This is a genomic window from Enterobacter sp. JS8-1 (assembly GCF_049187015.1).
Classification (GTDB): domain Bacteria; phylum Pseudomonadota; class Gammaproteobacteria; order Enterobacterales; family Enterobacteriaceae; genus Enterobacter; species Enterobacter mori.
Window position 1 is genome coordinate 1,149,543 of sequence record NZ_CP185805.1, and the last position, 18,274, is coordinate 1,167,816.

Annotated in this window: 18 protein-coding genes; 1 reads left to right on the top strand and 17 read right to left on the bottom strand. The window is 54.4% G+C overall.

Annotated features, from left to right (window positions below):
- The first annotated feature begins 112 nt into the window (after nt 1–112).
- A complete protein-coding gene (gene ushA / locus ACOQH0_RS05345) occupies nt 113–1,765 on the top strand; it encodes a bifunctional UDP-sugar hydrolase/5'-nucleotidase UshA (RefSeq protein WP_421512327.1) in 1,653 nt (550 codons plus the stop codon).
- Between the two features lie 91 nt (nt 1,766–1,856).
- Here ushA and ybaK read toward each other — a convergent pair whose 3' ends face one another.
- From ybaK to ACOQH0_RS05430, 17 genes are all read right to left on the bottom strand, one after another.
- On the bottom strand, nt 1,857–2,336 hold the full coding sequence (ybaK, locus tag ACOQH0_RS05350) for a Cys-tRNA(Pro)/Cys-tRNA(Cys) deacylase YbaK (RefSeq protein ID WP_006809837.1): 480 nt from the start codon (nt 2,334–2,336) through the stop codon (nt 1,857–1,859).
- 199 nt (nt 2,337–2,535) lie between these two features.
- Nucleotides 2,536–3,330, bottom strand: coding sequence for a TraB/GumN family protein (locus ACOQH0_RS05355; protein ID WP_421511688.1), 795 nt, complete (start codon nt 3,328–3,330; stop codon nt 2,536–2,538).
- 49 nt (nt 3,331–3,379) lie between these two features.
- Nucleotides 3,380–5,878 carry a copper-exporting P-type ATPase CopA gene (copA, locus tag ACOQH0_RS05360; protein WP_316384002.1) on the bottom strand — a complete coding sequence of 833 codons (2,499 nt, stop codon included), beginning with the start codon at nt 5,876–5,878 and terminating at the stop codon, nt 3,380–3,382.
- Between the two features lie 1,095 nt (nt 5,879–6,973).
- On the bottom strand, nt 6,974–8,698 hold the full coding sequence (locus ACOQH0_RS05365) for a hypothetical protein (RefSeq protein WP_421511689.1): 1,725 nt from the start codon (nt 8,696–8,698) through the stop codon (nt 6,974–6,976).
- A gap of 3 nt (nt 8,699–8,701) precedes the next feature.
- The gene (locus tag ACOQH0_RS05370) at nt 8,702–9,244 is read right to left on the bottom strand and encodes a hypothetical protein (protein WP_421511690.1); all 543 of its coding nucleotides are present in this window, start codon (nt 9,242–9,244) and stop codon (nt 8,702–8,704) included.
- Nucleotides 9,216–9,938, bottom strand: a complete 723-nt coding sequence (locus ACOQH0_RS05375) for a hypothetical protein (protein WP_421511691.1) — start codon at nt 9,936–9,938, stop codon at nt 9,216–9,218. The genes ACOQH0_RS05370 and ACOQH0_RS05375 overlap by 29 nt, the downstream gene beginning before the upstream one ends.
- Nucleotides 9,938–10,456, bottom strand: a complete 519-nt coding sequence (locus tag ACOQH0_RS05380) for a tail fiber assembly protein (RefSeq protein ID WP_421511692.1) — start codon at nt 10,454–10,456, stop codon at nt 9,938–9,940. Before ACOQH0_RS05380 ends, ACOQH0_RS05375 begins: the two co-directional genes overlap by 1 nt.
- Nucleotides 10,457–10,467: 11 nt before the next feature.
- Nucleotides 10,468–12,468, bottom strand: a complete 2,001-nt coding sequence (locus tag ACOQH0_RS05385; protein WP_421511693.1) for a phage tail protein — start codon at nt 12,466–12,468, stop codon at nt 10,468–10,470.
- Nucleotides 12,469–12,479: 11 nt separating this feature from the next.
- Entirely contained in the window at nt 12,480–13,073 is a 594-nt protein-coding gene (locus ACOQH0_RS05390; RefSeq protein WP_421511694.1) for a phage tail protein, read from the bottom strand.
- Nucleotides 13,066–14,250 (bottom strand): baseplate J/gp47 family protein, encoded by a 1,185-nt coding sequence (locus ACOQH0_RS05395; RefSeq protein WP_421511695.1) that lies wholly within the window; start codon nt 14,248–14,250, stop codon nt 13,066–13,068. Before ACOQH0_RS05395 ends, ACOQH0_RS05390 begins: the two co-directional genes overlap by 8 nt.
- Nucleotides 14,243–14,578 (bottom strand): DUF2590 family protein, encoded by a 336-nt coding sequence (locus ACOQH0_RS05400; protein WP_284963005.1) that lies wholly within the window; start codon nt 14,576–14,578, stop codon nt 14,243–14,245. Before ACOQH0_RS05400 ends, ACOQH0_RS05395 begins: the two co-directional genes overlap by 8 nt.
- Nucleotides 14,575–16,689, bottom strand: a complete 2,115-nt coding sequence (locus tag ACOQH0_RS05405) for a phage tail tape measure protein (RefSeq protein ID WP_421511696.1) — start codon at nt 16,687–16,689, stop codon at nt 14,575–14,577. The genes ACOQH0_RS05400 and ACOQH0_RS05405 overlap by 4 nt, the downstream gene beginning before the upstream one ends.
- Nucleotide 16,690: 1 nt before the next feature.
- The gene (locus ACOQH0_RS05410) at nt 16,691–16,870 is read right to left on the bottom strand and encodes a DUF6890 family protein (protein WP_421511698.1); all 180 of its coding nucleotides are present in this window, start codon (nt 16,868–16,870) and stop codon (nt 16,691–16,693) included.
- Nucleotides 16,871–16,878: 8 nt separating this feature from the next.
- A complete protein-coding gene (locus tag ACOQH0_RS05415; RefSeq protein ID WP_323283424.1) occupies nt 16,879–17,148 on the bottom strand; it encodes a putative phage tail assembly chaperone in 270 nt (89 codons plus the stop codon).
- A 105-nt stretch (nt 17,149–17,253) separates the two neighbouring features.
- The gene (locus tag ACOQH0_RS05420) at nt 17,254–17,634 is read right to left on the bottom strand and encodes a hypothetical protein (protein ID WP_421511699.1); all 381 of its coding nucleotides are present in this window, start codon (nt 17,632–17,634) and stop codon (nt 17,254–17,256) included.
- Nucleotides 17,634–17,972, bottom strand: coding sequence for a M15 family metallopeptidase (locus tag ACOQH0_RS05425; protein ID WP_284962999.1), 339 nt, complete (start codon nt 17,970–17,972; stop codon nt 17,634–17,636). Before ACOQH0_RS05425 ends, ACOQH0_RS05420 begins: the two co-directional genes overlap by 1 nt.
- Nucleotides 17,959–18,270 (bottom strand): holin, encoded by a 312-nt coding sequence (locus ACOQH0_RS05430; RefSeq protein ID WP_421511700.1) that lies wholly within the window; start codon nt 18,268–18,270, stop codon nt 17,959–17,961. Before ACOQH0_RS05430 ends, ACOQH0_RS05425 begins: the two co-directional genes overlap by 14 nt.
- Nucleotides 18,271–18,274 lie beyond the last annotated feature (4 nt).

Consider the following 18,274-nt stretch of genomic DNA (forward strand, 5'->3'; position numbering starts at 1 on the left):
TAACATACCCGTCCGTGACATTTGAAGAAAGTCGCAATTCTGAAAACTTATTTGTCTATTCTTGTGAGTCACTGTAATTTTTGCGTTTGTCTATTGGTCAGGGAGAGAGATGATGAAGTTAATGAAGCGTGGCGTCGCGCTGGCGTTGATAGCGGCCTGGGGGCTGACAAGCCTGCCCGCGCAGGCATATGAAAAAGACAAAACCTATAAAATTACCATTTTGCATACCAACGATCACCACGGTCATTTCTGGCGCAGTGAATACGGGGAATATGGCCTGTCGGCGCAAAAAACGCTGGTTGACGGTATTCGCAAAGAGGTCGCCGCAGAAGGCGGTAGCGTGCTGCTGCTCTCGGGCGGGGATATCAATACCGGCGTGCCGGAATCTGATTTACAGGATGCCGAGCCTGACTTTCGCGGCATGAATCTGATTGGCTACGACGCGATGGCCGTGGGTAACCATGAATTCGATAACCCGCTGAGCGTGCTGCGCCAGCAGGAGAAGTGGTCTAAATTCCCGTTCCTCTCTGCCAATATTTACCAGAAAAGCACCGGCGAACGCCTGTTTAAACCCTGGGCGCTGTTTAAGCGTCAGGACTTAAAAATTGCGGTCATTGGCCTCACTACCGACGACACGGCCAAAATTGGTAACCCTGAGTTCTTCACTGATATCGAATTCCGTAAACCGGCAGACGAAGCGAAGCTGGTGATTCAGGAATTGCAGCAGAACGAAAAACCGGACGTGATTATCGCCACCACCCACATGGGGCACTACGACAACGGCGCGCACGGCTCCAATGCGCCGGGCGACGTCGAGATGGCGCGCAGCCTGCCTGCGGGCTCTCTGGCAATGATTGTGGGCGGTCACTCACAGGATCCGGTGTGTATGGCGTCCGAGAATAAAAAGCAGGTGGACTACGTACCGGGCACGCCGTGCGCGCCGGACCGTCAGAACGGTATCTGGATCGTACAGGCGCACGAGTGGGGGAAATACGTGGGTCGTGCAGATTTTGAGTTCCGTAACGGCGAGATGAAGCTGGTCCACTATCAGCTCATTCCGGTCAACCTGAAGAAGAAGGTGACCTATCCGGACGGGAAAAGTGAGCGCGTACTTTACACGCCTGAGATTGCAGAGAACCAGCAGATGCTCTCCCTGCTGACGCCGTTCCAGAACAAAGGCAAGGCGCAGCTGGACGTGAAAATTGGTACGCTCAATGGCCGCCTGGAAGGGGACCGCAGCAAAGTCCGCTTCGTGCAGACCAACATGGGCCATCTGGTGCTGGCGGCGCAAATAGCGCGCACTGGCGCTGACTTTGGCGTAATGAGCGGCGGCGGCATTCGTGATTCCATCGAAGGTGGAAACATCACCTATAAAGACGTGCTGAAGGTACAGCCGTTCGGCAACGTGGTGGTGTATGCGGATATGAGCGGGAAAGAGGTGGTTGACTACCTCACCGCCGTGGCGCAGATGAAGCCGGACTCGGGCGCCTACCCGCAGTTTGCTAACGTGAGTTTCGTCGCGAAAGACGGCAAGCTTAACGATCTGAAGATCAAGGGCGAACCGGTTGACCCGGCCAAAACGTACCGTCTGGCAACGTTAAGCTTTAACGCCACGGGTGGCGACGGCTATCCGCATATTGATAATAAACCGGGCTATGTGAATACCGGCTTTATCGACGCGGAAGTGCTGAAGCAGTTCATCGAGCAGAATTCACCGATTGACGTGAATGCGTATGAGCCGAAAGGTGAGGTGAGCTGGCAGTAGTCCCGTTGTGTTGCCCGGTGGCGCTGCGCTTACCGGGCCTACGGGTGCAAAATGTAGGCCGGGTAAGGCGTAGCCGCCACCCGGCTTTTTTTTACTCCCGGCGCGCAATATCCGCAAACTTCGCGTCCAGCATTTTCGCCAGATCGCCCGCGGCCAGTTCGATATCCAGCCCGCGCTTGCCGCCCGAAATATAGATCGTCTCAAATTCCTGCGAAGGTGCATCGATCAGCGTCGGCAGCCGTTTTTTCTGCCCGAGCGGGCTGATCCCGCCCACCAGATATCCGGTAGTGCGTTGCGCAACCATCGGATCCGCCATATCGACCTTTTTTGCCCCCAGCGCTTTGGCGACCTTTTTCAGATCCAGCTGCCCGGCGACGGGCGTTACCGCCACGGCGAGATGTTTCATATCACCGTTCACCGCGACCAGCAGCGTTTTATAGACCTGGTCAGCGTTCAGCCCCAGCTTGCGCACCACTTCATCACCAAAATTGGTTTCATTCGGATCGTGATCGTAAGTATGGATCCGGAAAGAGATTTTGTTTTTTTCGAGTAATTTAACGGCGGGAGTCATAGCTATCCTTCTTACGACAGACATTTTATACCAACAGCATACGCCTGACGTTTGTCTAAAAAATAGCACCATCTTGCGCAATAGTATTGGCAGTGATGGTCACTTTGAGCGACAATCGGCTCAGCCGAAGGTCTCCTTCGGTATAATAAAAACGATGAAATTCCTCTTTGACGGGCCAATAGAAATATTGGCCATTTTTTTATTTCAGCAGCGACGGCAGATTCCCTTCCCCATACAAATGCAGCGCGCCGACCGCGACGACATACCGCCCGGCAGGCAGGGCATGCAGCGTTTCTCGCCACGCCTGATTGCGCGCGTTCATCAGCACATCATACAGCGATTCACTGAACGTAGACGGCAGCACAAGCTTACTGTCCGTCGGCGGAGTATCCAGCCACCAGCCAATCATGGTTTGCAGCAGACGGGCATTGGTGTGCCAGTGGGTCAGGGTGTCATCCAGTAGCATCAGGCCGTCATCGGGAAGCTGCCGCAGCAGACCGATCTGGCTGTCCGTGCCTTCCAGTTCGATGATCGGGAGATTGCGCGCTCTTGCCGTATTCAGCAGCTGATAATCAATGCCGTAATCACCGCGCAAGCCCAGACGCTGTGCCTGCGTCGCCTGCAACACCATGGCAATTTGCCAGAGCGGAAGGGTGTCTAGCATGGCGAGCGATACACCGGTTTCATCCGCGAGCCGCGTCAGTTCGGTAAGCTGGGCTTCGCTGAGACGCTCCGCAAGAGGACGATCGCTCTCCAGACCCGCAAAGGGGGATTCATGGCCCGAAATATCCGCCTCGACGACCAGCGCGTCGGCATTCTTCAGCAGTTTTATCAGGCCAGCGGGCAGCGGGGACATATCCTGCGTGCCCATATGGATGCTTCCTACAAGGTGCAGGTGTTGCCCGCCCGGAAGTGAGATATCCATACCGGGCCAGGCATAACGTCGTGGAAAGAGGGCGCGAAACGATGCTTTTATACGATTAAACAGACTCATACGCGCTCCATGACCGAAAGGATCATGCTAGCGCGTACGAGAACAAGGTTCAATCTTTCGGTTTAAACCGCAGGAGACGGTTGGCGTTGCTCACCACGGTAATGGAGGAGAGCGCCATTGCCGCCCCGGCAACCACCGGGTTTAGCAGCGCGCCCGTCAGCGGCCATAAAATCCCGGCGGCAATCGGAATGCCGAAGACGTTATAAATAAATGCCCCGAGCAGGTTCTGCTTCATGTTGCGCAACGTGGCTTTCGAAATCGCCAGCGCATCCGCAACGCCCATCAGGCTGTGACGCATCAGGGTAATGGCCGCCGTTTCAATCGCGACATCGCTCCCGCCGCCCATGGCAATACCCACTTCTGCCTGCGCCAGCGCCGGTGCGTCGTTAATACCGTCACCGATCATGGCCACCTGACGGCCCTGACTTTGCAGGTTCTTGATGGCATCCGCTTTGCCATCCGGCAGTACGCCCGCAATGACGTCATCAATACCCGCCTCTTTGGCGATAGCGTTGGCCGTTGTTGGGTTATCCCCGGTCAGCATCACCAGACGATAGCCCGCACGGTGCAGACGTTTTAATGCATCCACGCTGTCCTGGCGCAGGGGATCGCGCACCGATAACATGGCGACGGCTTTACCGTCTACAGCGAGCAGTACGGGCGTTGCGCCCTGTGATGCCTGAGCAATCAGTTCGCCTTCCAGCGATGAAGTATCAATTCCGTTTTCATTGAGCAGCGCCTGATTCCCCAGCAGCAGCGTGTGGCCGTCGGCTTCGCCGCTCACCCCGAGTCCGCGCAGGGTGCGGAAGTTACTGACCTGCGGCAGGGTAGCGTCACTGGCTTTATCGAGAATGGCGCGGGCCAGCGGGTGGCTGGACCCTTGCTCCAGCGCGGCGGCGAGACGCAGCGCGTCAGCCTCTGAGAAGCCAAGAGTATGCACCGCCACGACCTGCGGTTTCCCTTCGGTCAGCGTACCGGTTTTGTCAAAGACCAGCGTGTCCAGGGTGCTTGCACGCTGCAGGGCATCGGCATCACGCACCAGCACGCCAAACTCGGCGGCACGTCCGACACCGGAGATGATCGACATCGGCGTCGCCAGGCCAAGGGCACACGGACAGGCGATGATCAGCACCGTGGTGGCAATCACCAGGGTATAGACGATTTGCGGTGCTGGCCCAAAGAAATACCAGATTGCCGCGCTCAGCAGGGCAATACAGACCACCACCGGAACAAAAACGGCGGAGATTTTATCGGCAAGTTTGCCGATTTCGGGCTTACTGCTCTGTGCCTGGCGCACCATGCGGATAATACGCGACAGCGTGGTGTGGCTGCCGACCGCGCTGGCGCGGAACAGCACGCTGCCGTCCTGAACGACCGTGCCTGCGTGCACGTTATCGTCCTGGGATTTTTGCTGCGGGATCGGTTCCCCGGTCAGCATGGCTTCATCGAACCAGGCTTCGCCCTGGAGAATTGCGCCGTCAACCGGAACGCGATCGCCCGTCGTCAGGCGCAGCGTCATGCCGGGCTGCACGTCAGCCAGCGGGACGCTTTTTTCACCCTCGTCGGTCACCACGCGTGCCGTCGGCGGGGTTAAATCAAGCAATCTTTCCAGCGCCTTCGAGGAGCGCTGACGGGCGCGGGCTTCGAGCATGTGGCCTAAGTTAATCAGGCCGATAATCATCGCGCTCGCTTCATAATAGAGATGCCGCGCTTCCATCGGGAACCACTGCGGCCAGACGTTCACGCTCATGGAATAGAGCCACGCTGCGCCGGTCCCGAGCGCTACCAGCGTATCCATCGTCGCGGTGCGGTTTTTCAGGCTCTTCCAGGCGCTGGTATAGAAATGTCCGCCTGCAAAGACCATCACGGCGAGCGTGATCGCACCAATCCCCAGCCACAGCGTGCGGTTGTCGTCGGTGACCATCATGTTGTCACCGATCATGCCCCACACCATCACCGGGATACCCACCAGCAGCGCAACGATGGCCTGCCAGCGGAAGCGTTTCATGGTGGCGACAGCCGTTTCCTGCTGGCGCTCGCGGCGTTTGATGTCATCTTCAATCGCTTCCGCGCCGTAGCCCGCTTTCTCTACGGCCTGGACTAAATCTGCGGCGGAGGCGCTGCCCATCACCAGCGCAGTGCGCTCCGCGAGGTTTACCCGTGCCTGTGCGACGCCCGGTACGGCCTGCAATGCATTTTGTACCCGGGAGACGCAGCTGGCGCAGCTCATGCCGTTGATCAGCAGCTGTTGGCTGTCATCAATATCATCCGCTACCGGAAGCTCAGGAGTGGCCGCTGTCAGTGCTTCCGACGGGGATGATGACTCTGCCAGCGGTTTAGCCTTTGGGTGGCTTAACTCCGCCCCGTACCCGGCCTGCTTGATGGTATCGATCAGCGCATCCGCGCTGGCGCTGCCGATCACGGCGGCATGATCGATAGTCACGTCAGCGCTTTCAACGTCAGGACGCTGTTCCAGGCTTTCTTTAACGCGTTTGACACAGTGGCCGCAGGAGAGGCCGTCCAGTGTCAGGTCGATAGTGTGAGACATAACAAAACTCCCGTATAATGTTCTGGTCAATTGTTGACCTTCACTCTGCTTTTCGCTAACTGTTATCAAGGTTAAACCTTCCATCAAGGGGAAGGTCAAGCTTTTAAATTGCTGATTGAAAGGGATTTTTAAAATCAGTGTCCACATAGCGTCCACACTTCGTAAAAAGTGTCCACATAACAAAGAGTAGGCCCGCCCAGTGCGGGCCTTTCTTTTGATACAAAAAAACCAGCCTGTTGGCTGGTCTTTGTGGGTATCTCTTATTCCCTGCGCTCTCGTACTGACCTGATAAACCCATAGTGGCATTTGTCGCACCGTTCGTCATCCAGCGGGAATAACCTTTCCAGAAGTGAACGCCGGACCTTGCAGTCCTGGCAAAATTTCAAACCCAATACTTTCATGATGTTGGCCCGTCGTTATTTTTACGGTAACCCTATTGCCTGTGGTGTTGTTCGTCCAATCGCTTTCATAGATCAATTATCTGTAATTGATCGTCGCCACCGATCAAGCGAAGCGACGGAAAGGCCAGCACATGCCCCCCGTTTTGAGAGACGCACACCCGGCAACCATCGCAGATCCTTTTCTCAAAATTGCGTAACGTTTTGCAAAATGAAAGCGGGGCCTAGATTCTCCCAAAGCCTTGCGCCTCAAGGCTTCGAGGCCATCCTGAAAAAATTCTCCTGAACGCTGGCGCTCATATTTGATCGTGGCGGAAAGTAAAACGATCCTTTTAAAAACATCATGTTAACCAATCGGTTAGGTGATATCGGTGCGGCAACTTTTGCAAAGTGCTGCAAATCCTTGCGCGGTGTGCAAACGCCAGCAGACCGCAGAAGCCCAGCGGCGGCGCGGGCTGGCGGGTTGCTTTGCGCAAAAATTCTTTTGCAAAATTTTTACGATCCAAATACCGCAGGCGGGTGCGGTGTAGCGCCGTTTCCGTCTCGGATCGGCTTCCGTCTGCATTCTGTCGCTGCGTCTCTGGGGCGTGATTCAACGAACGCAAAAAAGGCCGAACGGTGTCGGCCTTATGTTTCTGCGCTTGCTGTGGGGCGTTCTGTGGCGTCTGGTGACGTGATGGTTTTCGACTGCTTTTTGTCAGGCAATCAGTGGGCTGTATTTTGCTTTTAAAACGTTTGTTTTTTCAGCAGTTCCGGTGAACTGTGATGCCTGCCCGCTGGTCCCGGTGTTGGGGTGTGTGTGGCTGGCGCATATCTGCGCCAGTTCGCGCACTACGTCCAGCGTGTCGGTCAGCAACGTCAGGACGTTTATTTCCTCACTGCCCAGCTTAACGGATGCTCCGACTAACTCCTGCGCGGCGGCAACACTTTTACGTATGCCGTTAATTTTCTCTGTTAGCGCTCCGGCCACGGTGAGATCAACATTACCTTTGATATTGTCTTCCAGCCTGCCGCCGACGTCGCGTTTTACGTTCTGGCCAACACTGACAGAATTGTCCTTGCTGCAGGTTACCGTCAGGTTGCCGGACGTGCCGATGCTGTAATCTCCCTCGCTTACATGCACAACCGCACCGGCCAGAAGTGTTGCCGTCCCCAACACGGTTGTTTTATCCGTTGCCTGGACTGTCGTTTCACGGGCAACCAGTTTTCGCTTTTCATCATCTGCGGTCACTTCCCGCGTCATGGATGTTTCGCTAATTGTCTGGTCAGTCTGGCGCACCCAGTCACCGGCCACAGTCACGCGCTGTGATACGCCATCGCGCTGTTGCTGTAATTGTTCGCCAGGCTTCACCGCTGGCAGGCTATGCCCCTGCGGCATGATCTGGCGAATAAACGGTTTATCCTGTCGCCCCTCCACAAAACCAACTTCAACCAGCGTGCCAGGGGGTGGAAACTGAAACATTCCCGATTCACTACCGGCCATTGGAACCGGCAACGGTACAGCAGAGTAAACCGGCGTATTTGCCGCCGCGTTACCGTTCTCATCCAGTAGTTGCAGATCCACAGCGTAGCGCGGGCGAAATGGGTCTGCGATGTTTCCCCCAGATACATCCTCGCTTGGGGCTTCAACCCTGGCGAGTTTTGGCAAATGCAGCCCCGAAGCCAGCTCTGGGTACACGCTTTCTATCTGGCGCTGAATCGGTGATTTCTGCAAAGGCTTCCCGGTTACCTTATTCCGGGGCAACCATGTGATAGTCATATCGTCGTTATTAAGCTGAACCTGGCTTAGTCGCTGGCCGTTAACCTCAACTCCGGGGCGCAGGCTCTGGATCATTGGCACAACCATTGAATTACCGGCTGCGGATGCCTGGCTAAATTCATGCGGGATCTCCACTGGCTTTCCGGCAAAAAGGCTATGCTCCGCAGCGCCCGTAAAGACAGCCCCGTCCGGCAACTGATACCAGACATAATCTGTTATTGAGAATGCGCGGCCCAGGCTTGCCAGTAGCTGGTAACCGGTGCCGCTGTGGGTGAAGTGGGGGATCGGCTTATCAGCATAGGCCGCACCGGCAGGCGGCGCGATAGTTAATCCGCTTTGTTCGGTCATCCAGTCCGTGATCTGACGCAATGTGGGATGCTGGAACGAACACGGCCACAGCTTATCGAACACGCCGACAAGCTCACGGACGAACAAACGGCATGTGCCATTATCGGCAGGCTGCGAGCGCTCAACGTACCCGGTGAACCAGCGAAGGACCAGACCGTCATAACCCACATCGACCCGAACCACTTTGCCGGTGTAATCCGTTTCAGTGCTGGCCGTAATGAAGCCGCGCCCGCATGCGTTCAATTCCAGCACGATATTACAATCCACCATGTGGATCGGGTCGCTGGAAAGAAAAAGGCGTTTGATTGGTTTCATGATTTACCCCAGCGCATCGTTAACAGGTTTCAGGACCTTTTCTTCAAACCAACTCATTTTGTCCGCTGGTTCGTCGGCCGCAGTAGCGCCACCTTTGCCCGCTGTACCGGTTTGTTTAGTGCTGGTGGTTGCATTTCCCTTTCTGGCCTGACGCTTTTCCGGCACGCTGTTTTTTTCGCGCAGCGTAAAACTAACCTGCCAGGCGAGGCGGTCCTCCTGGGGAACGGCATCAATCTGACCGGTGAATGTGGCTTCGCGGAAGTTGATTGCGGTCGCCGTTGCGTTGGCTACGCGATACGTTTTCAAGGCTCCGCTGGCCTCGGTAGCAGATGCCAACTGGAAAAGACGCTGCAAAACCGCTTCATCGTCAAATGTCACCAGACCCGACACGCGCAATTCTTTGGCTTTGATGCCCTGTTCGGAATTGGTCGTGCTCGATGTCTGCCCGGACTGGTCTTTTTCCTGAAATTGCATCGAAGGTGAAACCAGCATGTTTTGCATGGTAATCCCTTCGCCGTTAAGCGCCAGTAGCGCGGTCTGGCTCATGGATCATTTTTCCTAAGTCTGTAAGTGAATCGCCGATAAATAACATTGCCGCTGTATGTACAGCGGTAGTGCGCGGGATGTCTTTAAGTAGCTCCACGGCGGCACCGCGATGGGGGCCGCTGTAAGAGAAAGACAAGATCTCAGCGCTGGCCCCTTTCAGGTCTTCAAGTGACTCGCTGACCGATTCCAGCAGGCTTGCCCGGTCACGAACAAAACCGGAAATCTGGTTTTGTAGCTCTGTAACACTGGTTGGCAAGGCGGCTGCAAGCTGCGCGGCGGCAATCCGCTGGGCATTGACGGCTAAACGATTAGTCGATACGGACAACGGGGCCGCAGCCGGTAGCAAACTGGCTTTTGAAGGTAACTGCATTTTAACCGTAGCCAGTTCCGCAGCAGCGGCGGCCATGCGTCCAACCTGTGTAAATACGGGGGCCGGAAATACCGTCGCAAGATTGTTCAGGGATTTCATAAACGCGGCGTGGGTATTTTCTGCAACCATCATGATGATCACGTCTCCGCTTCCACTACTGGATGTCAGCCTGCCCGCAAGATATCGAAGCGCGTTGGCTGGGCTGAGGTATCCGCCAGAATCGGCAGACTGACCCAGCCCATAGACCCACGGATGCGCCGGAATGATTGAGCAACTCAACGACGCCATATCATCGGCAATCTTAATAACCGATTCCTGCCACATTATTGCGGCACCTCCGGCCAGTTAACGGGTAATACCGTGGTATCCAGACTTTCCAGTGCGTCGATATAATCCAGCCAGCTATTTAGCGTATTTAATTGCTCATCCGTCAGCGTGCGTCCAGTCAGTAATTTAGTCTGAGGAACAATAATATGCTCCCTGGCTTCACGCAGCAGCCGATCACGATTTTCCTCAGCCTGTAGCTGTAATTCTTCCTGGCTATAAACAAAAGGAACGATTTTTTTACCATCAAACATCCAGCGCGTGCCGGGTTCAAAAAATGCTTCCGGTACACTGGCTTTCCGAACTTCGGCCACAGATAAATTTTCCGGTGCCAGCATGGAAACGTCCCATGATGCGGCAACAATATTCCCTTTTTCGTCAAACATGAATTTCAGACTGGTAGACGAAAATTTACCCTGTGATTTATACCAGTCGTTACCGTCCTCATCGGTAAAGACCATGACCGGAATATCATCAATCTGTTTTGTTGTAGTAGTAAAATTTTTCATTAACATCATGTGAATTATCCTTATGTGTAGGCCGCAGTAACCCAGGAACCGCCATTAATCTGGTATTGAAGCGGACGAAGACGGATCCAGTAATTAGAACTCCCCCGGTCAGCAAAAGACGTCATCGCACCACCGGTCATGCGTTCACTGTTTCCTCGCTCCTGATATTCAGCCGATGCCCCAAAACGAATACCAGTTATATAGCTCCCCTTGGCCTGATAACGGGCATCACTTTCAGCTTTGGTGTAAGCCTGCCCTGCTGGTGTGTAACTTCCCTTAGGCTGGAAGCGTGCGTCACTCTGCGCTTGGGTGTAATAGCGGCCATCGAAATTTGCGTAATTTGACGGAATGACCTGACCTGAAATATTGACATTTTTCCCGTTTGTGGCGGTGATGTTTATTGTGCCGTCGCTCTTCAGATTAATACTGTTATTTCCGGCCTTGTAATTATTGAAAACGACATCAGCATTATTTGTAGAGCCTGCACCTATATACCAGTGATTTACATTACCCGAATCAACGGAAATTATATAACTAGCATAACCCGCAGTTTTTGGTTGTATCCTGATAGCCTCACCATCAAAGTTCACGGTTAGCCTGCCCGTCATCGTGTCGCCCGTTTTGGCAACCGCCCCTACATCCCCGGCAGAGGGTTTATATCCTGTATTATAAAATCTAAACCATGCTGCCGTTTTGTTAGCTGTGTTTACATTACCTACATAATATTCCCTGTTGCTTACAAGCGTAATCCAGTACTGATTTGCATATACATTAGCGGCAAAAACCGCATACCGTGTATTACCTGAATCATCAGGCATTCCTTCTGCCGGATTAGCAGCCCCTTTTCCCAGCGCATTATAAACACCGCTGCACTTAATATCATAAATGCTGGTAAGCGACATCGTTGTACCGTTGCCTACGCCCCAGCCATAGTCACCTACCTGCAAAACCCGCCCCGACGTTGCATCGTATCTGCTGGCAGTAACATCGCGAGATGCAGAGGAACCGAGGCTTTCTTTAACAGCTTTCAAATCATCGTTGACCGCTTTAACTGCTTTTGGCGTTGCTGCAAGAGATTCGGAAGCGCTATCTACCGCGCTACTTAGCTTTGTGAACCCTTTTTCGGTGGTGGTAGCGTCAGGGTGATTGCGTGATTTTTCATGTGCTTTTAATGCCTGGTCGGCCAATCCACCGGCAGGACGCAGATCGGTAATATTGCCATTAGCGTCAATGCTCGCCAGCGCAAACACATAATGCTGGACTCCACCTTCCACATAATTGGAAAGGTTCGCGGCCACAGTGATTTTGCTCTTGACTGTCCATACACTTGTTAACGTTCCAGTCCATGAAACATCCAGCCAGACTTTTACCGGCTTCGTTGATACAGCAATGTTCTGGTTTGCGAGTAGCTCAGTGCGTAACCCGGCAACGTAGCCCGCACCTTTCGTCACAAAATACTGGGTGTTGTTTTTACCAACCAGGTAGCCGGTATCAAAAAACGCGGCTGCACCATACAGATCAATATTCTCCAGACGCTGGCGCTCATCCATTGAGGCCAGGCGGGCCGTAAAATCAATCTGCCAGGTCTCTGCTGGCGTGGTGATGTTGGTTGCCGCTTCTGCGCCGCTGTACTCCATCAGCATGGAACGCACCAGGACGTTGCCTTGCTGGCCGCTGGCATTTTTGATTTTTCGTTGCGTTGGTGCGTGGATAATCATTGCCAGCGTGCCGGTCGCTTTATTTGCAAGCCCGATCCAGTTGAAGTCAAAATCCCCGACATCAGCGCCCAGCGTCACGGAATAGACAACGGAATCACGGTTAATCACGCCGGATTTACTGACCGCCTGGCGGTGGACAATCTTATCCGCGGGTGGCGTGGTTTCGGTGTCATCAATCGGTTTTTCGATATCCAGATCAGGGATAAAGGCGAAAATAAATTCATCCAGCGTGACAGGCTTGTTATCTACAGCCTGCTGCGCTTTCCATTCCACAAATGCTTTTGTAATTACGGCCTGTGACATAATTTTTATTCCTACAGCAAACTGGCGCTATATGTCGCGCTTGATTCGTTTGTTACATCGCCCAGCGTGGCGGGCCAGCAAACATAGTCACCCTGATACCAACCAATATTGATATGCACCGGCAGGGTGGTGATCACTTCGAAGCGATACCGGCGACACGTCCGGCCATACTTGCGAATAATTTCTAACAGGAGATCGCTGTTATCTGAGATCTGACTGTCTGTAACCCTGACCGTGATGACATCCCAGTCCATGCCCTCCTGACGTTCCTGGATCTCGACATACCCGATCCCCAGCCGCTCAAATATGGCAATAAATCCAGCCACCTCTCCGGCCTGCTGCGCGTTGATGAATGCATAACTTACGCGCTTGCGATACAGGTCGAGAGGCTCGCCCCTGAAACGGGTAATATCCCGCTCCCAGGCGATAAGATTTAACAGTGGTTCCGTACAGGTCAGCGGATCAAACTGTTTAAGCGGCCAGGTGATCCAGTCGTAGACCAGTGACCAGAATTTCACACAGGCTCGCAGCAGCCTGGCGGGGTCGCCCCGGTCCATCCACGTGGGGAGTTTCAGACCGGCCAGCTTTCGGGAAAACTCAGTCATTCACGATCTCCACGGTAAGTCCGGCCAGACGTGGCACAGACAGTTCACTGACAATATCGGTCAGGGAAAAACTCAGCGAATCGACCACCGGAAACGCCTTATGGATTTCGCGCCCAAGGTTTGAAAAAGAGAAGCGCCCATAAGGCCACGTTTTTTTAACGTCATAGTCGGCATTCTCACGAAACGCGCAGCGGATCAGGTTCGTTATGTTGCTCTTTAATGCGCTCAGGGCTTCCGGCTCCATGTTCTCAATGCTTTCCACATACACCGTGACCGCCAGCGTGTGGCTGGTTTCCGGCATGGCGAAACACTGCATGTCATCACCATGCCCGTGGTGACCCTGGCTATTCACATAATCGTTAACCGCATCAATAAAGGGCTGCGAAGCTTCACCGCTATCCAGTAATAAATAGGCGTTTGCTGTACCGGGTCCGCGTGGGGCGTCGTGCAAAAAGAAGATGCGATCCACGCTCAGGCCCACCACACCCGCAATCATGCTGCGGTAGATGGCGTCCGTGTGATAACTGCCAACCAGGTTAAACTGATTGCGGGCGCGGTCGCGTAGCTCGTCGTCGGACTCCTCATTTGCACCGGGCGTAACTAACCAGTCTTCCTCATTCACTGCGCTGGCAATTCCCGCGACGGCGACCGGCAGAATACGGTAGTAACCTGGTGCAAGGTTATAACCGCTGCCGCTGCCTGTTGCCGCGACCGGCACCAGACCACTTTCAACACCTTCCGGTAACGTCGTGTCTTCTGTGACGGCCAGCGAATACACCACCCCGTTGATGCGTTCGGTTTGAACTATCGTTCCGGCAGGTACGACAGTCTCATTATCTGCGTTCTCTTTATAGAATCGCAGCACCCCAGCGGCAGGACTGGCGGGCTTTGCTTCTATATTCACAGCCCAGGCCAGGAGGCGAAGCATTGGCCCTGTAGCTGTTGCAACGAACATATTTTGCAATACCACGTTGATTAACGCGTCGCGCAGCCACATCACCGGGGTAGTGACAATTTTCGAAATCAGACGCCAGAAAGGTGACATTCTCGACGTATTGGTGACGAACCCTTCCGCCTCAACGGTTTTCTTGAAAATCGCCGTAGCTTCGGCCTCTGTTGACGGCATGCCGCTGTCATTCAGTACCTGCTCAAAATCGACGTTTGGTTTCTCAGTCATAATTAACCTCAGTTCCCACACTGCCGAACTCATAGGTTTCTGCTGTGACATACAACCTGGTGAGACTTTCTTCGGTGATCACCACCGTGCCAGGGATCAGACGTTCATCGCTTTCCACCAGAAGGGAAAGCTGGGTCAGCACATCACCGCGCATCGTTGGACTACGTTCGCCTATCAGGCGGGTGGTAACACCACTTTCCAGAATGCTGTGAATGATGTCCTGGGCGATGCTGTCACGGTTGTTACAACGTTGCGGCTCGTTGCCGCTGTCCAGCGTGAAATCGCCGTCTGTGATCAGCAGATCGATGTAAAGCGGTTCGGTACTCATCCGGCGTTAAGCTCCTGCCATTCGGCCAACTGGGCCGGGGTGATTCCGTTCGGGGCGTTGATATAGGTGTCGCCCCATGTTTTACGGCTATCCACAACGGTTTTACTGTCAGATTTAACCTGGCTCATCAGGCCACCGCGTGGGATATCCGCATTGATTTTGTTGCCCGCCAGCAAAGACGGCGCGTTCAGCGCTGGCGGACCTGCAGCACCATCAGAAATAACAGTGGGTGCCGGAATCGCCGACCCGGCAGACGGTGAAACGGTCTTGAGATCGATATTGACGCCGGGGATTTTGTTAAGCTTCTCGGCGATCCAGTTATAGGTAGACGCAAAAGTATTTTTGAGAACATCAAAAAGCTTACGGAATACACCGCCGATGGTATCCGCGAACCCTTCAAAGGCGGCAAGCGGTGACAGACCAGAGAAGAATTCAACCACGGCGGCCCAGCCATCAGTGATGGATTGCCAGACGCTGGCAAACACCTGGCCGACCTGCGCGGCTACACTCATCACCCATGCAAAGGCCTCGGTGTTCATCACTGCCGCTTTCAGTTCTTCCCAGTGGTTGACGACATACCAGACACCCAGCCCCAGCAATGCCAGGGCGGCAATAATCAGGGTGATCGGGCTGGTCAGCAGTTGCATGGCCGCACCGGCAAACATGGTTGCCACGCCATACACACGCATGGCAACGGCTCCGGCTTTTAACACGACATTCCAGGCAACCAGCGCGACACGGCAAACACCGGTCCACAGGGCTAACAGCTTCGACTGGATCCACAGTGCAGCCAGACCAATGCGGGTTGTCAGCAGCGACGGACGCAACAAGTTAAGCGTCCATACCAGGGCTTTCCAGGCTCCGCCCAGCACTTTTGCGATTGCACTCAGGCCCACCATAGTGAATCCAAAAATGCCCATCACGATATTCGTTGCCGCACCGGCCAGCCCGAAGGACAGCACGCCCAGGGTGATATAACCCAGCCAGCGGGCAATGTTGGGGAACATTTCCAGCCAGCGGGCGAATTTCGCCCCTACATCGGCAACGCGGTTCATCATCGGTGTAAGGATAGGGATCAGCGTATTGCCCAGCGCGACACGCATCGCGTAAAACGTCGCGACGATCCGTTCCCACGGCTTCGCCATACGTTCGGCCATTTCCTGAGCGCGCTTCATGCCATCATTGCGCCCCAGTTCTGTGATATTGCGGTTTAAAATTGCCTGCTGGCCGTACAACTTTTTGATGACATCAGCACCGCCACCGAAAGCGGCGTCCAGCGCCTGCTGGGCTTTGACGTTCCCTTCAATGCTGGCTCCGTATTTATCTTGCAGCTTTTGCAGGATGTCGCCCATTGGCAGCATTTTGCCGGTAGCATCAACGAAGCTCATTCCCAGTTTTTCAGCCGCAGCCGGTGCGCTTCGCAAAAACTGCTCGTAGATGCCGCTTGACTCAGTGCCCAGGGTGCGCGAGAGGGTGCCCAGCACCGCGAACTGTTCATCCATGCTGACGCCGAAGTCAGCCCCGGCATTTTTGGTGCCCTCGATAAGCTCCTGCATGGTCTGCATTTTCACGCCGAAGTTTTGCACCATGTAGGCCGTTTTTCCGGCCAGTTCTTCGGCAAACCTGACATGACCCAGGCTGGACAGTTCCGAATTGAAGCGGGAAGCCATCGCGCCGATATATTCGCCCGCTTCCTCGCTTGTGGCTTTTACGCCTGCCGCCAGAGTGTTGGCCGCCACTGTCACACGTGGCAGATCGGCATCAGAAAGACCAGCCATTGCGCCTTTCATTGCATAACTGGAATTCACCACATCAACAGCGCTTTTACCGTAGCGAATGCTGAATTTAAGCGCTTCGCTGGACAGCCTTTTGAGGGTTTCTTCGGCCACGCCTTTGGCACCCACTTCCGAAAGTGCTGCATTCATTTCATACGCAGGGCCAACCACCCCCGCGATGGACTGGGCAACACCCCAGACCGCCGCCGCTCCGATACCGATTTTTGTAAAAGACGCCTGCGATTTTTCGGCAAAGCCAGTCAGCGAAGACTGGGCCGTTTTTAATGGCCGTGTCAGCTTGTCAATCAGGCTCAGCGTAAAATCCAGGTGACTCATATCATCTTCCGTTCAGTGCAATGGCGATGCCTTCCGCCGTTTTGTTCGCCCTGGTTCTGGCGAAATACTCATCCAGCCAGATAGCGCGGGCGATGCTCTCTTCGTCGTCAGGTTCGTGCGGGAGGTAGTAGCGGCGAAGGGCAAGGTATTGCTCCAGTCTGTTCGTGCGAATGGCCGCCACCCGCGCCGCTAGTTTTTTACTTCGATCTCAAGCTTCGGCGAATAAATTTCATTAACCTTTTCGACGATCTGCATTTCGCAGCCTGGGTAATCTTCCATCAGCTTGTTTAAAGCGTCTTTTGACTCAGGATCAACAATGCGGCCCAGATAGGTAGCCATCGGTGCAACCTTGTTGGTCATGGTCATTTCGTTAATCAGGTTGTTATAGGCGGTTTTGTTCGGCTCAAAGCTCAGGCTGACACCGTCTACGGTCATGACAATTTTTTTTGACTTGCTCATTTGGTTACTTCCTTTCGTTGTCGAATGATGCCCACCAGGGCGTTATGTCGCACGGCGCAATCGGCATACATCAGCCGATAGGCAGTTAATGCCGCGTCAAAGTCGTTACCGGTTGGCCCCGCCAGTCTGGGCAGGCTTACCGGGCAAAGGGTTAACTGGTTTTCCTGATAAGGTTCGCTCGGTGCTGGCCGCCATTTCGTTGAACAACCGGACGTAATCATCAGAAGCACACACATTGTTAAAAACCGGTTTAATGGTTTCGGTACGGATAATCCGTTCGGTGTGGATCTCATTGGCTTTTAACTCCGTGAGTTTCTTTTCCAGCGCTTCGCCTGACTGCCGCGTGACCTCCACGACAATCTGGCGGGTTTGCTCTGCCGATTCATTGGCGGCCAGCTTTAACTTTGCGTCATGCCAGTCGTGTGCCTGCCATCCCGCTGACATGGCAGCAATCAGAATTAGCAGTAACCCCAGCAAGTTACGCATCAGCGGACCCCGTTATGCTCAAGGGAAAAGTGATTGCCGTCCGGCCTGCTGAACCGGCCACCCCATGCCCCGCCAATGGACTCCCAGTATTCGCCCAGCGGGCGATAGGCTTCGCTGTCGGTCTGATATTCCCCGTTGATAAACAGGTTGAAATCCACGGCCAGGCGCTGGGTGTGCAGGCTGTTTGCAATCCCACTGCCTTTTTTGGCATTCAGCGCGGCCTGCTCTGGCGTGCGGTACGCCTCGCCAAATGTCAGGCGGTAGCCTTTTTCCTCAGCAAAGTGGATCAGATTTGCGATCATCACGGTGAAAAGCTGTTGTTTCTCACTCAGTTTCATGACGTTTGCTTCCCCATCGTTTAAGCCAGTATTCCGCGAGGCGCTTTAAACCGGCCTCGATAAAGGCGCTCCCCAGGATGCCCAGGGCGCAGGCAATACCCACGACAACCAGTTCCGGCATATCGGGAAATTTCAGCAGCGGGATTGCGGCGAGCGGGGCCACCGCAGCCCCCAGAATCATCCGCCCGACCAGCAGGCGGGTTGTGATCTGCTCACTGCTGACCATCAGTTGCCCCAGACCAATCACGGCCCCAATCAGCAGCAACTTTGCCAGCAGTGACGTTTCTCCATTTGGCATCGTG

What these genes read in the sequence shown, in the direction of transcription:
- ACOQH0_RS05380 (WP_421511692.1), bottom strand. Translation starts at nt 10,456, where the DNA reads ATGATGTTAATGAAAAATTTTACTACTACAACAAAACAGATTGATGAT.
- ACOQH0_RS05355 (WP_421511688.1), bottom strand. Translation starts at nt 3,330, where the DNA reads ATGAGTCTGTTTAATCGTATAAAAGCATCGTTTCGCGCCCTCTTTCCA.
- ACOQH0_RS05395 (WP_421511695.1), bottom strand. Translation starts at nt 14,250, where the DNA reads ATGACTGAGAAACCAAACGTCGATTTTGAGCAGGTACTGAATGACAGC.
- ACOQH0_RS05425 (WP_284962999.1), bottom strand. Translation starts at nt 17,972, where the DNA reads ATGAAACTGAGTGAGAAACAACAGCTTTTCACCGTGATGATCGCAAAT.
- ACOQH0_RS05365 (WP_421511689.1), bottom strand. Translation starts at nt 8,698, where the DNA reads ATGAAACCAATCAAACGCCTTTTTCTTTCCAGCGACCCGATCCACATG.
- ACOQH0_RS05375 (WP_421511691.1), bottom strand. Translation starts at nt 9,938, where the DNA reads ATGTGGCAGGAATCGGTTATTAAGATTGCCGATGATATGGCGTCGTTG.
- copA (WP_316384002.1), bottom strand. Translation starts at nt 5,878, where the DNA reads ATGTCTCACACTATCGACCTGACACTGGACGGCCTCTCCTGCGGCCAC.
- ybaK (WP_006809837.1), bottom strand. Translation starts at nt 2,336, where the DNA reads ATGACTCCCGCCGTTAAATTACTCGAAAAAAACAAAATCTCTTTCCGG.
- ACOQH0_RS05385 (WP_421511693.1), bottom strand. Translation starts at nt 12,468, where the DNA reads ATGTCACAGGCCGTAATTACAAAAGCATTTGTGGAATGGAAAGCGCAG.
- ACOQH0_RS05400 (WP_284963005.1), bottom strand. Translation starts at nt 14,578, where the DNA reads ATGAGTACCGAACCGCTTTACATCGATCTGCTGATCACAGACGGCGAT.
- ACOQH0_RS05405 (WP_421511696.1), bottom strand. Translation starts at nt 16,689, where the DNA reads ATGAGTCACCTGGATTTTACGCTGAGCCTGATTGACAAGCTGACACGG.
- ushA (WP_421512327.1), top strand. Translation starts at nt 113, where the DNA reads ATGAAGTTAATGAAGCGTGGCGTCGCGCTGGCGTTGATAGCGGCCTGG.
- ACOQH0_RS05415 (WP_323283424.1), bottom strand. Translation starts at nt 17,148, where the DNA reads ATGAGCAAGTCAAAAAAAATTGTCATGACCGTAGACGGTGTCAGCCTG.
- ACOQH0_RS05370 (WP_421511690.1), bottom strand. Translation starts at nt 9,244, where the DNA reads ATGAGCCAGACCGCGCTACTGGCGCTTAACGGCGAAGGGATTACCATG.
- ACOQH0_RS05430 (WP_421511700.1), bottom strand. Translation starts at nt 18,270, where the DNA reads ATGCCAAATGGAGAAACGTCACTGCTGGCAAAGTTGCTGCTGATTGGG.
- ACOQH0_RS05390 (WP_421511694.1), bottom strand. Translation starts at nt 13,073, where the DNA reads ATGACTGAGTTTTCCCGAAAGCTGGCCGGTCTGAAACTCCCCACGTGG.
- ACOQH0_RS05420 (WP_421511699.1), bottom strand. Translation starts at nt 17,634, where the DNA reads ATGCGTAACTTGCTGGGGTTACTGCTAATTCTGATTGCTGCCATGTCA.